The organism is Novosphingobium sp. KCTC 2891 (assembly GCF_025938155.1).
Lineage (GTDB): Bacteria > Pseudomonadota > Alphaproteobacteria > Sphingomonadales > Sphingomonadaceae > Novosphingobium.
Genome location: NZ_JAPCZG010000002.1, coordinates 169,697 through 183,422 on the forward strand (window position 1 = coordinate 169,697; position 13,726 = coordinate 183,422).

Consider the following 13,726-nt stretch of genomic DNA (forward strand, 5'->3'; position numbering starts at 1 on the left):
TCACGCCGGTACGTCCAGCTGCCACAGGATGAAGGCGAACTCCTCGGCCACTTCCTTCAGGCTCTCGAACCGGCCGGACTTGCCGCCATGACCCGCGCCCATATTGGTCTTGAGCAGCAGTTCGTTGCGATCGGTCTTCAGCTCGCGAAGCCGCGCGACCCACTTTGCCGGCTCCCAATAGGTCACGCGCGGATCGTTCAGCCCCGCCGTCACCAGCAGCGGCGGATAGTCCTGTGCGCGCACCTGGTCGTAGGGCGAATAGGAATGGATCAGCTCGAATGCGGCCTTGTCCTCGATCGGATTGCCCCATTCGGGCCATTCGCCCGGCGTCAGCGGCAGGGTCTCGTCCAGCATGGTGTTCAGCACGTCCACGAACGGCACGTGCGCCACCACCGCGCCGAACAGGTGCGGATCGGAATTGATCACCGCGCCCATCAGTTCGCCGCCGGCCGAACCGCCGGAAGCGGAAATGCGCCCCGCCACGGTGAAGCCGCGCTCCACCAGCCCGTTCGCCACATCGACGAAATCGTTGAAAGCGTTGGTGCGCTTCTCCAGCTTGCCGTCCTTGTACCAACGCCGGCCCAGATCGTCGCCGCCACGGATATGCGCGATGGCATAGGCGAAGCCGCGATCCACCAGGCTCAGCCGCGTGGTGGAGAAGCCCGGCCCGATCGCGATGCCATAAGCGCCGTAGCCATAAAGGTGCAGCGGCCCACCTTGCGGCCGATCCTTGCGCCACAGCACCGAGACCGGCACCAGCGTGCCATCACGCGCGGGGATTTCCAGCCGCGCGGTATCATAGAGCCCGGCGTCGTAGCCGCTGGGGATTTCCTGCACCTTGAGCAGTTCGAGCGACTTGCCCGCGACGTCGTAGTCATAGACCGACGCCGGGCTGACCATCGATTCATAGCTGACGCGCAGCTTCTCGACCGCCCATTCGGGATTGTCGCCCAGCCCGGCCTCATAGCTCGCCTCGGGGAACACGATCGGCTCGATCCGCGCCGGGTCGTCGTAATAGCGCACCTCGATCCGGTCGAGCCCGCGCACCCGGCCCTCGACCACGTAGAAATCGCGGAACAACTCGAACCCGGTCAGGTAGAAATCGTCGGTGCCCTCGATCAGCGTGGTCCACTCCGCCGGGGCCGTAAGCGGGGCCGTCGCCAGACGGAAGTTCTCGTGGGTGTCGTTGGCATGGATGTAGAGCACGCCGTCGCGCTCTTCGACGTCATATTCGATCCCTGCCACGCGCTCGCGCACCAGGATCGGCGGGGCCAGCGGATCGTCCGCCGGCACCAGCCGCACTTCGTTGGTCTCGTGGTCGCCGGTCGAAAGGATCAGCCACTTCTCGTTGGCGGAAAGCGCGGCGCCGGCGCGGAATCCCTCGTCGTCTTCATGATACAGCTCGACGTCTTCAGCCACCGGCTGCCCCAGCCAGTGCAGCCGCACGTTGTCGGTGCGCCAGTTATCGTTGGCGAGAGAATAGACGAGGCCGGTGTCGCCCTTCACCCAGATCAGGCCGGAATTGATGCCGGGGATCTCGTCCGGCAGCAGTTCCCCGGTAGCGATCACCTTGATCCGCGCGGTGAAGCGTTCCGACCCGTTGTCGTCCACCGCCCATGCCAGCCGGCTGCCGTCGCTGGAAACCGAGATCGCGCCCAGCCGGAAGTATTCCTTGCCCTCGGCCAGCGCCACTTCATCAAGGATCAGCTGGTCGGCGCTGCCATCGGCGGGCGCGCCCACCGGTCGGCGCCACCACTTCTTGTATTCCGCGCCTTCCTCGAACTCGATCCAGTAGAGGAAGTCGCCGTCCTTCTGCGGCACCGAAGTGTCGGCTTCCTTGATCCGCCCGCGCATCTCGGTGAACAGCGTGTCGATCACCGGCTGACGGTCCTTCATCCGCGTCTCGAACCACGCGTTTTCCGCTTCCAGATGCGCCAGCACCTCGGCGTCCTTCACCTCCGGGTATCCCGGATCGCGCAGCCATGCGTAGTCGTCGGCCACGGTCACGCCGTGGTGGGTGAAGCTGGACGGTTTCTTCGCGGCGACGGGAGGAGCGAGCGGGGCGGTTGCGGCGGTGGCCGCAGGGGTGGTTTCTGCCATGCCTCGCATCTATGATCCCTGCATGGCGCCCGCAAGGCGCACCGATCCCGTCCAAGGACAAGACCCGATGCTGATGCACACCCATGAAGCCCGCCTCGATGCGCTGAGGAAGGAACTCGCGCACCAGGGGCTCGACGGCTTCGTCATCCCCATTTCCGACGAACACATGAGCGAATATGTCGGCGCCTATGCCCAGCGCCTCGCCTGGCTGACCGGTTTCGGCGGCTCGGCGGGCAGCGCCGTGGTGCTCAAGGACAAGGCCGCGATCTTCATCGACGGGCGCTACACGCTGCAAGTGCGCGATCAGGTCGATGGCCGGCTCTATGAATATCAGTCGGTGCCGCAGACCTCTATCGCCGCATGGCTGGGCGCGAACGCGCCGGAAGGCGCCAGGATCGGCTACGACGCATGGCTCCATTCGAAGGGCTGGGCCGAAGGCGTGGCCAAGGCGCTGGCCGGCCGCAATGCCGCGCTCGTCGCGGTCGATGCCAACCCGGTCGACGCAGTGTGGCAGGACCGCCCCGCCCCCTCGCTCGCCCCCGCGCTGGTCCATGACGACGCGCACGCCGGCCAGCCGGGCCATGAAAAGCGCGCGGGCGTCGCCGAATGGCTCGCCGCCCAGAAACTCGACGCCGCCGTGATCTCCGCGCTCGATTCGATCGCCTGGCTGCTCAACGTGCGCGGCACCGATGTCGAGCGCACGCCGGTCGCGCTGTCCTATGTCCTCGCCCATGCAGACGGCACCGCCGATCTGTTCATCGCCGAGGAAAAGGTCACGCCCGAACTCGTCGCCCACCTTGGCAACGCCGTCCGCATCCAGCCGCGCGAGGCGTTTCTGGCCGCGCTGCACGCCCTGTCGGGCAAGAAGGTGGCGGTCGATCCCGAACGCGCCGTCGCCGCGATCTTCGCCGCGCTGGAGCAGGCCGGCGCCACCGTCGTGCCTCTGACCGATCCCACCGTCCTGCCCAAGGCGATCAAGAACCCGGTCGAGCAGGCCGGACACAAGGCAGCCCAGTCGCGCGACGGCGCCGCCGTGTCGCGCTTCCTCCACTGGGTTTCCAGCGAGGCGCCGAAGGGCGGCGTGACCGAACTGGCCGCTTCCGACCGGCTCGAAGCCTTCCGCGCCGAAGGCGGATTGCTGCGCGACCTGTCGTTCGACACCATCTCTGGCGCCGGGCCGAACGGCGCGGTGGTCCACTACCGCGTCAGCCCCGAAACCAACCGCCCGCTCGAACCGAACAGCGTCTACCTCGTCGATTCGGGCGGTCAGTATGTCGATGGCACCACCGACATCACGCGCACCGTGTGGATCGGCCCCGATGCCCCGCCGGCCGAAGTGAAGGACCGCTTCACCCGCGTGCTCAAGGGCCACATCGCGCTCGCCCGCGCGGTGTTCCCCAAGGGCACCGCCGGCAGCCAGCTCGACAGCTTCGCCCGCCAGTTCCTGTGGCAGGCCGGCCTCGATTATGCCCACGGCACCGGCCACGGCGTGGGCAGCTTCCTGTCGGTCCACGAAGGCCCGCAGCGCATCGCCAAGGCGGCGGGCGGGCAGGCCGGCACCGGGCAGGATCTCGTGCCCGGCATGATCCTCTCGAACGAGCCGGGCTACTACAAGACCGGCGCCTACGGCATCCGCATCGAGAACCTGATCCTCGTGGAAAAGCGCGAGATTCCGGGGGCCGAGAGCGAATTCTACGCCTTCGAAACGCTGACCCACGTGCCGATCGAACGCGCGCTGGTGGATGTCGCCCTGCTCACCGCGGAGGAGCGCGAGTGGTGGAACGCCTACCACGCCCGCACGCGGGAAGTGCTTGGCCCGCAGCTTTCGGGCGCGGATCTCGCCTGGCTGGAGGCCGCCTGCGCGCCGCTGTGATGCCCGGTTGCCGGGCGCATTGTTCGTGATATGTTCTCGGCACGCGACTCGCAGCGCAAAGGGAGAAGACCAATGATCGGATACGTGACGCTCGGCACCAGCGACCTGGAAAGGGGCGCGAAGTTCTACGATGCGCTTGCCGCCGAAATGGGCACCGCGCGGATGATGGAATGGGACGGCGCTATTGCCTGGGGCACGCCCGGCGGCGGCGCAGGCATCGGCCTGACCAAGCCGTTCGACGGCAATCCCGCCACTGTCGGCAACGGCGTGATGGTCGCGCTGGAAGCCAAGGACAACGCGCAGGTCGACCGGCTCCACGCTGTCGCGCTCGCCAACGGCGGCACGTGTGAAGGTGCGCCCGGACCGCGCGGCGACGGCGGGTTCTACGCCGCCTATTTCCGCGATCCCGACGGCAACAAGCTCAACGCCTTCGTGATGGGCTAAGGGACGATGCCGGCACCGCGCCTCGACAGCCACCCCGTCCACCTCGGACGGGGCGGCCGCGCGGTGCCGCAGCCCGCCTTCACCGGGCTGGAATGGTATGGCGATTATGTTGCCCGCCACGCTGCGGACGGCGCGGAAGGGCGGCTGGTCACCATCCATCATTTCACCGAAAGCTGGGACAGCTGGGAAATGCACCCGGCGGGAGACGAACTGGTCTGCTGCCTTTCGGGCGGCATGACGCTGCACCAGCAGCACGCCGATGGCACCACCGCGACGGTGCTGCTCCAGCCCGGGGAATACGCGGTGAACCCGCCCGGCACGTGGCACACCGCGGATCTCGATGGGCCGGCCAGCGCCTTGTTCGTTACCGCCGGCATGGGCACGCAGCACCGAGCCCGCTGAGCTGGCCCCCGCAGAGCCGGGCTTTCGCGTGGATGAACGGATCGGTGAATGCGTGACAAATTGCGACAAATTGACCGGGCGCATGGCATAGGCCTGCGACAACCCGCACCTATATCAGTGTTCAGGAAGTTGCGGTGGCTGGCAGTCCAGTCCCCCCACGATAACCGGAAGAGAGCATCCCTCCCCCTTCCTCTCTCCGGTGGCCGGCCCCGCAGCTTCCCTCTCTTTTTTCAGGACCGGAGCCGATCGCGATGAAGAAGCTAGCCCTGGGTCTCTCCGCCGCAGCGATCGCGCTGGGCGCCGGTGCCCTCTATGCCGCCACCCCCGCCCCGCATCACGGCGCCGACGCCAATGGCGACGGCACCGTCACCTGGGTGGAAGCCAAGGCCAAGGCCGACGAGATGTGGACGAAGCTCGACGTCAACAAGGACGGCAAGCTCGACCAGGCAGACCGCGACGCGAAGATGGCGCAGAAGTTCGACGAGATCGACACCGACCACAACGGCGCGATCAGCCGTGACGAGTTCATGGCGCATCATCGCGGCATGATGGACCACAAGGACGGCCCCATGGGTGACCATGACATGGGTGGTCCTGGCATGGCTGGTCCCGGTATGGGTGGACCCGGCATGGCTGGGCACGACATGGGCGCTCCTGGCATGGGTGACATGGGCGGCCACCGCATGGGCGGCCATCGCGGCGGAATGCGCGGTCATGGCGACATGATGGGCGGCGGCCACATGATGCTCATGATGGCCGATGCCAACCACGACGGCACGATCACCCGCGCCGAATACGATGCGGCAGCCAAGGCACACTTCGACAAGGTCGATGCCAACCACGACGGCAAGATCACGCCCGAGGAACGCCGCGCCGCGTTCAAGGCAATGCGCCCCCGCGCGCGTGACGGCGAACCGATGGGCGCCATGCCTCCGCCGCCTCCCGGCCAGTGACAGACGGCACGAACTGAGCCAAGTCAGGGCGCATGAACGAGACCACGCCGATCCGCGTCCTCGTCGTCGATGACGAACCCGCGCTGCGCGAACCCCTGGCGGACTACCTTGTCCGGCAGGGGTTCGCCGTGGTGCAGGCCGGCACCGCCGCCGAAGCGCGCAGCCACCTTGCCGCGGCGGAGACTGCGCCGGACATCGTCCTGCTCGACATCATGATGCCGGGCGAGGACGGGCTGTCGCTCTGCCGCCACCTGGTCGAGGCGCGCCAGCTTCCCGTCATTTTCATCACCGCAAAGGGCGAGGCGACCGACCGGATCGTCGGGCTGGAAATCGGCGCCGACGACTACGTGGTCAAGCCGTTCGACCCGCGCGAGCTGATCGCCCGCATCCGCAGCGTGCTGCGCCGCGCCAACCGCCAGCCGATCGATCCCCCGGGCGAGGCGGTGGTCTATGAATTCGAAGGCTGGTGCCTCGATCCGCTCAAGCGCCGGCTGACCGACAGCGAGGGCGCGGTTGTCGCGATTTCCTCGGCCGAGTTCCGCCTGTTGCTCGCCTTCCTCGACCATCCGCGCCAGGTGCTGGACCGCGACCGCCTGCTCGACATGGTGCAGGGCCGCGAGGCGCACCTGTTCGACCGCGCGGTGGACAACCAGATCAGCCGCCTGCGCCGCAAGATCGAGGTCGACAGCCGCAACCCCCAGCTGATCCAGACCGTGTGGGGCGGCGGCTACATGCTGGCCGCCGAAGTGCGCAAGACGGCCGCGCGTGACTGACCTGCGCTCCGCGCTGCGCCGCATTCCGCTCTGGCCGAAAAGCCTGCAGGGCCAGATGCTGCTCGCCATCGCGCTCGCGCTGATGGTGGCGCAAGGCATCTCCTCGGGCCTCATCTGGCGCGCGCAGCACGAACGGCACATGACCGGCATGGTCAATTCGGTCGCCTTCCGCCTGCTCGGCCAGCCACAGGAGCAACGCCGTGACACGCGGAACGAAGACCCCGCCTTGCGCCGTCCGCCCCCGCCCGACGATGGTTTCCGCCTCCCCCGCCCGCTGCGCCTGCGCGTCGAACCGGCCTCGCCGCTTGCCCACGGCGACTACCGCCGCGGCGATGCCGAACACGCCCTGCGCGAAGTGCTCGAAGCCCAGGGCGTGCCCGCCACGGACGTGGTGGTGGTGGAGCGCGATCCGGCGCGCGACGGCGCGATCGCCGAATGGTTCCGTACCCGCCGCCGGTTCACGCCCGGGCCGGACAGCGATCCCCCGCGCCTTGTCGTCGCCGCGATGCGCCGGCCTGACGGCGCCTGGCTCACCGCGCGCGTACTGGTGCCGGGCGACGAGCGGCGCATCCTCGTCTCGATCCTGCTCCAGACCATTTTCATCTATATCGTGCTGGTCGGCGCGGTGGCGCTGATCCTGCGCCGCATCGCCCGCCCGCTGAAAGCGCTGACCCGCCGCGTCGAAGCCTTCGCGCAGGACCGCTCCACCGATGGCCAGCTCGCCCCCGACGGGCCGGAGGACATCCAGCGCCTGATCGCCGCGCACAACGCGATGGAATTGCGCATCGTCTCGCTGCTCGACGAGAAGGACGTGATGCTTGGCGCGATCGGCCACGATCTCAAGACCCCGCTGGCCGCGCTGCGCGTGCGGATCGAGGCGGTGGAAGACGATACCGAGCGCGGACGCATGGCCGCCACCATCGAGGACATCAATCGCTCGCTCGACGATATCCTCTCGCTCGCGCGCGTGGGCCGTCCGTCCGATCCGATCGAGAACACCGAACTGGCGGCGCTCGTCGCCGATGTGGCCGACGAATACGAAGACATGGGCGAGGACGTGGTGCTGGGCGAGACCGAGCGCATCGTGCTGCCGCTGCGCGCCACCTGGCTGCGCCGCGCGATGCGCAACCTGGTCTCCAACGCGCTGCGCTATGGCAGCCGCGCGCGCGTCTCGCTCCACCGTGAAGGGCGCCATGCCGTGCTGCGGATCGAGGACGACGGCCCCGGCATCCCCGAAAGCGATATCGGCCGCATGATGGAGCCATTCACCCGGCTCGAAGCCTCGCGCAACAGCGCCACCGGCGGCACCGGCCTCGGCCTCGCGCTCGCGCGCGCCATCGCCGAACAGCATGGCGGCAGCCTCACGCTCGCCAACCGCCAGGAAGGTGGCCGGATCGCCGGGCTGACGGCCACTCTGCGCCTGCCGCTAACGTAGCAGCCCGCCCAGCAGCCCGCGCGCGAAACGGCCGAACGCCGCACCGCCGAGCTGGGTCGCCACGGTGCCCACCACCGCATTGAGGCCGGAAGCCACCGGCGACGCGCGCGACTTGCGCCCCGTCAGCTCGGCCGCGATCACCGCGCCGGCCGAGCTTGCCACCGCGCCCACCGCCGCCTTGCCGGCCCTGCCCCACAGGCTGGGCGACTGGCGCGGTGCGGCGCGCTGGCTGTCGGCGCCCTGCTCGTCCACCCGCTGCGCGGCGGCGGCCGCGTCCGATGCCTTCTGCGCCAGCACTTCAGCCGCGGATTCGCGGTTCACGGCGGTGTCGTACTTGCCCTCGAACGGGCTGACCGACTGGATCACCGCGCGCTCCTTGGGGCTGACCGGCCCCAGCCGCGAGCGCGGCGGCGCCACCAGCGTGCGCTGCACGATCCCCGGCGCGCCATCGGCATCGAGCGTCGATACCAGCGCCTCGCCCACCTTCAGCTCGGTAATGGCCTTTTCCACGTCGAGATCGGGATTGATGCGGAACGTCTCCGCCGCCGCCTTGATCGCCTTCTGGTCGCGGGGGGTAAAGGCGCGCAGCGCGTGCTGCACGCGGTTGCCCAACTGGCCGGCGATCTTCTCGGGAATGTCGATCGGGTTCTGCGTCACGAAATAGACGCCCACGCCCTTCGAGCGGATCAGGCGGACAACCTGCTCCACCTTCTCGAACAGCGCCTGCGGCGCGTCCTCGAACAGCAGGTGCGCCTCGTCGAAGAAGAACACCAGGCACGGCTTTTCCGGGTCGCCCACCTCGGGCAGTGCCTCGAACAGTTCGGACAGCAGCCACAGCAGGAACGTGGCATAGAGCTTGGGGCTCTGCATCAGCTTCTCGGCGGCGAGCACGTTGACCAGCCCGCGCCCCTGATCGTCCACTTTCAGGAAGTCGTTGATCTCGAACGCCGGCTCACCAAAGAACCGGTCCGCGCCCTGGCTCTCGAACGACAGCAACTGGCGCTGGATCGTGCCGACGCTGGCCTTGGAGATATTGCCATAGCGGGTCGCCAGCGCGCTCGCGTTCTCGGCGCAGGCCACCAGCACCGATTGCAGGTCGGCCAGGTCGATCAGCAGCAGGGCGTTGTCGTCGGCATAGCGGAAGGCGATGTTCAGCACGCCTTCCTGCGTCTCGTTCAACCCCAGCAGCCGCGCCAGCAGCACCGGCCCCATTTCGGAGATCGTCGTGCGGATCGGATGGCCGGCCTCGCCGTAAAGGTCCCAGAACACCGCCGGATTGTCGGAATAGGCATAGTCGGTCATGCCCACTTCCTTCGCCCGCGCTTCCAGCTTGTCGGCGTTCTTGAACGTAGGGCTGCCGGGCATGGCGATGCCCGAAAGGTCGCCCTTCACGTCGGCCATGAACACGGGAACGCCCGCGCGCGAGAACTGTTCGGCGATGCCCTGCAAGGTCACCGTCTTGCCGGTGCCGGTTGCCCCGGCGACAAGCCCGTGGCGGTTGGCGCGGTCCAGGCGGAGCACCTGCTGCTGCCCGTCCGCTCCCAGGCCGATGATGATTTCGCTCATGTTCCTGTCCTCGCCTTTGCCGCCGGGCCAAGGTCTAAGTCGCACAGGCGCGTTTGACCACTGGCTTCGGCAATGGCGCGTCACCGGATGGTCGACCGGACGCAGCCCCCCTTTTGCATCCACCCCGCCAAGCGGCTAGAGCGCGCAGGATCCCATGCGCACGCCCTTCCTCCTCCTTGACGATGCCCGTGAAACCGGCGCCAGCCCCTCGCGGCTCTACGTCGATCCGCTTGAAATCGTCGTCGCGCGCCGGCCCGAGGACGTGGCCCCCGCACTCGCCCGCATCGCCGCCACCCCCGGCGACTGGGCCGGCATGATCGCCTACGAAGCCGGGCTTGCGCTCGAACCCCGGCTTGCCCCCCGCGCCCCGGCACGCACCGGCGGCGCCGGCCCGCTCGTCTGGTTCGCCCGCTTTGCCGGCTGGCAGGAACTGTCGGGGGGCGAGGTGGAGCAATGGCTCGCCGCGCAGGCCGCCGGCCCCGGCCACATCGGCCCGCTCGATCCGCAGCTTTCGCCGGGGGGCTACGGCGCGGCCTTCGCACGCATCCAGGACGCGATCCGCAGCGGCGATATCTACCAGGCGAACCTGACCTTCCCGCTTTCGGGCAGCTGGTCGGGCGATCCGCTGGCGATCTACCGTGCGCTGCGTGCCGATTCGCGCAGCGGTTACGGCGGCGTGATCTGGGACGGCGCGCACTGGCACCTGTCTGTCTCGCCGGAACTGTTCTTCACCTTGAAGGATGGGCAGGCGACGGTCCGCCCCATGAAAGGCACCGCCCCGCGCGGCGCCAGCGCGCAGGAGGACGCCCACCTGCGCGAAGCCCTGGCCACCAACGCCAAGGACCGCGCCGAAAACCTGATGATCGTGGACCTGATGCGCAACGACCTGTCGCGCGTGGCGGTGCCCGGCAGCGTGCATGTGGAAGCGCCCTTCGCCATCGAAAGCTATCCCACCGTCCACCAGATGGTCACGACCGTGCGCGCGCGCCTCGCCCCCGGCGAGGATGCATCGGGCCTGCTGCGCGCGATCTTCCCCTGCGGATCGATCACCGGCGCACCCAAGATTCGCGCGATGGAATTGATCGACGACGTGGAACGCGATGCGCGGGGGCTCTACTGCGGTGCGGTGGGCCGTTTGGACAGCACTGGCGACGCGGCCTTCAATGTGGCAATCCGTACGCTACGCCTCGTCCCGGATCATCCGGGCGCCCAGGGGGGGCGCGCCAGCATGGGCGTGGGTTCGGCGGTGGTCGCCGATTCCGCCATGCTCGGCGAGTGGCGCGAATGCGTGGTGAAAGGGAACTTCTTGCGCTTGTCCGCCGGCAATGCCGACCTGATCGAGACGATGGCCTTCGATCCCGCGCAAGGGATCGCTCTGCTCGACCTCCACATCGAGCGCGTGCAGACGAGCGCCGCCGAACTTGGCTTCGCCTTCGACCGGCACGCCGTGCGCAATGCCATCCACGCGCTGTGCTTCGATCTCGATGCACCGTCGAAAGTGCGCCTGCTTGTCTCGCGCGGTGGTGCTCACGCGCTCGAAGCCGCGCCCCTGCCGCCCAGGTTCACCGGGCCGGTCGCCTGCGCGGTCCTGCCGCTGCCCGTGTCCGACGGGGACTGGCGCCTGCGCCACAAGTCGACCGATCGCGGCTTCTATGAAGAGGCGCTCAGCGTGGCGCGCGGCGCGAACGCGCAGGAAGCGCTGTTCGTCCGCGACGACGGCCTTGTCACCGAAGGCAGCTTCACCAACCTGTTCGTCGAGCGCGAGGGCCGCCTGCTCACCCCGCGCGCGGCTTCCGGCCTCCTCCCCGGCGTGCTGCGCCGCAGCCTGCTCGATGGTGGCCGAGCCGAGGAAGCCGACCTCACCCTTCACGATCTTGCCGGCGGTTTCTTCGTCGGCAACGCGCTGCGCGGCCTGTGCCCCGCGCGCCTTCTCGGCGAGTAACCCATGCAACATCTCTCTGCCGCGCTCGCGCGGATCGCCCCATCGCGGACCACCGCGATGACCGACCGCGCGATGGAACTGCGCGCCCAAGGCCGCGACGTGATCTCGCTGTCGGTGGGCGAACCCGATTTCGCCACGCCCGCCCATGTGGTCGAAGCGGCCAAGCGCGCGCTCGATGAAGGGGACACGCGCTATACCGCCGTCGCCGGAACGCCCGCGCTGCGCCAGGCGGCGGCGCTGCATTTCCGCCGCGACCTCGGCATCGATGTTCCGCCGTCGCAGGTGATCGTCAGCGCGGGCGGCAAGCAGGCGATCTTCCACGCCCTGCTCGCCACGCTCGATCCGGGCGACGAAGTGCTGATCCCCAGCCCATGGTGGGTCAGCTATCCCGAAATCGTCCGCTTCGCCGGGTCCAGCGTGGTCGACCTGCCCACCGATGCGGCGGGCGGTTTCCGCATCACCGCGGCCCAACTCGAAGCCGCGATCACCCCGCGCACCCGCTGGCTGCTGCTCAACAGCCCCGGCAATCCCACCGGCGCAACTTATCCGGCGGAAGAACTGCGCGCGCTGGGCGACGTGCTGCGCCGCCATCCGCGCGTGCTGGTGATGAGCGACGATATCTACGCGCCGCTGCGCTACGGCGAAGGCGCGCACGCCACGCTCGCGGTCGAATGCCCCGATCTGGCGGAACGCACGCTTACCGTCTCGGGCGTCTCCAAAAGCCACGCGATGACCGGCTTCCGCATCGGCGTCGCCGCCGGCCCGCTCTGGCTGGTGAACGCGATGGCCAGGCTCCAGTCGCACAGCTCGGGCAATCCCGCCTCGATCAGCCAAGCCGCCGCGGTTGCCGCGTTCGCCGGTCCGCAGGACTTCCTGCTCGACTGGCGCGAGCGCTTCCGCGCCCGGCGCGACATGGTCGTGGCCGCGATCAACGCGATCCCGGGCCTGTCCACGCCGGTTCCCGATGGCGCGTTCTATTGCATGGTCGATGCAGCCCCGCTGATGGCGCGCTTCGGCGACGACGACGCGCTCGCCCTGCACCTTCTCGAACACGGCGTCGCCGTGGTTCCCGCCTCGGCCTTTGGCGGCCGCGACGGTTTCCGTATTTCCTTCGCGGCAGACGAGGCGACCCTCGCCGAAGCGCTCCGCCGCATCGCCGGAGCCGTGGCATGATCGATTTCTCCATCCTGTTCGAAGACGGCGAAGCGCTGGTCATCGACAAGCCCGCCGGCCTGCCGCTCGATCGGCCGCGCGCCGGGGGGATCAGCCTGGACGATTACCTCGACGAACTGCGCTTCGGTTTCCAGCGTCCGCCCGCGCCGGTGCACCGGCTGGACCGCGACACATCGGGCTGCCTGCTGCTGGCGCGCAACCCCAAGGCGCTCAAGCGTTTCTCCGCCGCTTTCGAGGCGCGGCAGGTGGAGAAAGTCTATCTCGGCGTCGTTCAGGGCACGTTAGGTGCCGTTCAGGGCACCATCGAACTGGCGCTGTCGAAGATCAGCAGCGAGGCCGAGGGATGGCGGATGATCCCGGCGAAGAAGGGCAAGCCCGCCGTCACCCACTGGCGCGTCGTGGCGCAGGAAGCAGGGCTTTCGCTGGTCGAGTTCCGCCCCGAAACCGGCCGCACCCACCAGATCCGCATCCATGCGCTCGCGGGCCTCGGCCACGCGCTGCTGGGGGATCCGGTCTATGGCGACGGCACGGGTGCGCCGCGCACCCTGCTCCACGCCCAGCGCCTTGTCGTGCCGCGCGAAGGCAAGGCGCCGATCACCGCCGAAGCGCCGATTCCTGCCGATTTCCAGGCACTCGGCTTCGGCCTCTGATGAACGTGGACGAGCTTGTCGCGCGGGCGATGGCGCTGGTGGAGGAAAGCTTCATCGCCGCCGCCGGCCCCGGCGGGCAGAACGTCAACAAGGTCGCCACCGCCGCCCAATTGCGGCTTGATGTCTTCGCGCTGCGCCTGCCGCCCGAAGTGTTCCACCGGCTCAAGGAACTGGCCGGCAGCAAGATGACGTCGAAGGGCGAGATCGTGCTGACCGCGCGCACCTATCGCACGCAGGAACAGAACCGCGAGGACGGGCGCAAACGGCTTGCCGACCTGCTGCGGGAAGCGGCGAACCTGCCGCAGAAGCGCGCGAAATCGCGGCTGAACCGGGTGGGCAAGACCGCGCGCCTGGAAGGCAAGAAGAAGCGCGGCACGGTCAAGGCCGGGCGCGGCAAGGTGCGGCTGGACTGATC

Annotated in this window: 12 protein-coding genes; 10 read left to right on the forward strand and 2 right to left on the reverse strand. The window is 68.7% G+C overall.

Annotated features, from left to right (window positions below):
* Positions 1-2,109 carry a S9 family peptidase gene (locus tag OLX02_RS04470; RefSeq protein ID WP_264420580.1) on the reverse strand — a complete coding sequence of 703 codons (2,109 nt, stop codon included), beginning with the start codon at positions 2,107-2,109 and terminating at the stop codon, positions 1-3.
* A gap of 64 nt (positions 2,110-2,173) precedes the next feature.
* Between OLX02_RS04470 and OLX02_RS04475 the strand changes: the two genes are divergently transcribed.
* The 6 genes from OLX02_RS04475 (at position 2,174) to OLX02_RS04500 (ending at position 7,980) form a co-directional block, all read left to right on the forward strand.
* A complete protein-coding gene (locus OLX02_RS04475; protein ID WP_264421172.1) occupies positions 2,174-3,973 on the forward strand; it encodes an aminopeptidase P family protein in 1,800 nt (599 codons plus the stop codon).
* Positions 3,974-4,045: 72 nt separating this feature from the next.
* Positions 4,046-4,417: a VOC family protein gene (locus OLX02_RS04480; protein ID WP_264420582.1), complete on the forward strand. Its 372-nt coding sequence runs from the start codon at positions 4,046-4,048 to the stop codon at positions 4,415-4,417.
* Between the two features lie 6 nt (positions 4,418-4,423).
* Positions 4,424-4,819: a cupin domain-containing protein gene (locus tag OLX02_RS04485; RefSeq protein WP_264420584.1), complete on the forward strand. Its 396-nt coding sequence runs from the start codon at positions 4,424-4,426 to the stop codon at positions 4,817-4,819.
* A 251-nt stretch (positions 4,820-5,070) separates the two neighbouring features.
* Positions 5,071-5,772: an EF-hand domain-containing protein gene (locus tag OLX02_RS04490; RefSeq protein WP_264420585.1), complete on the forward strand. Its 702-nt coding sequence runs from the start codon at positions 5,071-5,073 to the stop codon at positions 5,770-5,772.
* A gap of 32 nt (positions 5,773-5,804) precedes the next feature.
* A complete protein-coding gene (locus OLX02_RS04495; protein WP_264420587.1) occupies positions 5,805-6,545 on the forward strand; it encodes a response regulator in 741 nt (246 codons plus the stop codon).
* Positions 6,538-7,980 (forward strand): sensor histidine kinase, encoded by a 1,443-nt coding sequence (locus tag OLX02_RS04500; RefSeq protein ID WP_413630060.1) that lies wholly within the window; start codon positions 6,538-6,540, stop codon positions 7,978-7,980. The genes OLX02_RS04495 and OLX02_RS04500 overlap by 8 nt, the downstream gene beginning before the upstream one ends.
* On the opposite strand, the gene OLX02_RS04505 is transcribed toward OLX02_RS04500, so the two are convergent.
* Positions 7,972-9,546 carry a DUF853 domain-containing protein gene (locus OLX02_RS04505; protein WP_264420589.1) on the reverse strand — a complete coding sequence of 525 codons (1,575 nt, stop codon included), beginning with the start codon at positions 9,544-9,546 and terminating at the stop codon, positions 7,972-7,974. The two genes, OLX02_RS04500 and OLX02_RS04505, sit on opposite strands and share 9 nt — an antisense overlap.
* A gap of 154 nt (positions 9,547-9,700) precedes the next feature.
* Here OLX02_RS04505 and pabB point away from each other — a divergent pair, with 154 nt between their 5' ends.
* From pabB to arfB, 4 genes are read left to right on the forward strand one after another with little or no spacing between them, the layout of a single operon-like run.
* The gene (gene pabB, locus OLX02_RS04510) at positions 9,701-11,488 is read left to right on the forward strand and encodes an aminodeoxychorismate synthase component I (protein ID WP_264420590.1); all 1,788 of its coding nucleotides are present in this window, start codon (positions 9,701-9,703) and stop codon (positions 11,486-11,488) included.
* Positions 11,489-11,491: 3 nt separating this feature from the next.
* Positions 11,492-12,661 (forward strand): pyridoxal phosphate-dependent aminotransferase, encoded by a 1,170-nt coding sequence (locus tag OLX02_RS04515; protein WP_264420591.1) that lies wholly within the window; start codon positions 11,492-11,494, stop codon positions 12,659-12,661.
* Positions 12,658-13,311 (forward strand): RluA family pseudouridine synthase, encoded by a 654-nt coding sequence (locus OLX02_RS04520; RefSeq protein ID WP_264420592.1) that lies wholly within the window; start codon positions 12,658-12,660, stop codon positions 13,309-13,311. The genes OLX02_RS04515 and OLX02_RS04520 overlap by 4 nt, the downstream gene beginning before the upstream one ends.
* Positions 13,311-13,724 carry an alternative ribosome rescue aminoacyl-tRNA hydrolase ArfB gene (arfB, locus tag OLX02_RS04525; RefSeq protein WP_264420593.1) on the forward strand — a complete coding sequence of 138 codons (414 nt, stop codon included), beginning with the start codon at positions 13,311-13,313 and terminating at the stop codon, positions 13,722-13,724. Before OLX02_RS04520 ends, arfB begins: the two co-directional genes overlap by 1 nt.
* The last annotated feature ends 2 nt before the right edge of the window (positions 13,725-13,726 follow it).

Excerpts from the sequence above, each read along its gene's own strand:
- OLX02_RS04505 (WP_264420589.1), bottom strand. The coding sequence starts at position 9,546 with ATGAGCGAAATCATCATCGGCCTGGGAGCGGACGGGCAGCAGCAGGTG.
- OLX02_RS04520 (WP_264420592.1), top strand. The coding sequence starts at position 12,658 with ATGATCGATTTCTCCATCCTGTTCGAAGACGGCGAAGCGCTGGTCATC.
- OLX02_RS04485 (WP_264420584.1), top strand. The coding sequence starts at position 4,424 with ATGCCGGCACCGCGCCTCGACAGCCACCCCGTCCACCTCGGACGGGGC.
- OLX02_RS04515 (WP_264420591.1), top strand. The coding sequence starts at position 11,492 with ATGCAACATCTCTCTGCCGCGCTCGCGCGGATCGCCCCATCGCGGACC.
- pabB (WP_264420590.1), top strand. The coding sequence starts at position 9,701 with ATGCGCACGCCCTTCCTCCTCCTTGACGATGCCCGTGAAACCGGCGCC.
- arfB (WP_264420593.1), top strand. The coding sequence starts at position 13,311 with ATGAACGTGGACGAGCTTGTCGCGCGGGCGATGGCGCTGGTGGAGGAA.
- OLX02_RS04475 (WP_264421172.1), top strand. The coding sequence starts at position 2,174 with ATGCACACCCATGAAGCCCGCCTCGATGCGCTGAGGAAGGAACTCGCG.
- OLX02_RS04490 (WP_264420585.1), top strand. The coding sequence starts at position 5,071 with ATGAAGAAGCTAGCCCTGGGTCTCTCCGCCGCAGCGATCGCGCTGGGC.
- OLX02_RS04495 (WP_264420587.1), top strand. The coding sequence starts at position 5,805 with ATGAACGAGACCACGCCGATCCGCGTCCTCGTCGTCGATGACGAACCC.
- OLX02_RS04480 (WP_264420582.1), top strand. The coding sequence starts at position 4,046 with ATGATCGGATACGTGACGCTCGGCACCAGCGACCTGGAAAGGGGCGCG.
- OLX02_RS04470 (WP_264420580.1), bottom strand. The coding sequence starts at position 2,109 with ATGCGAGGCATGGCAGAAACCACCCCTGCGGCCACCGCCGCAACCGCC.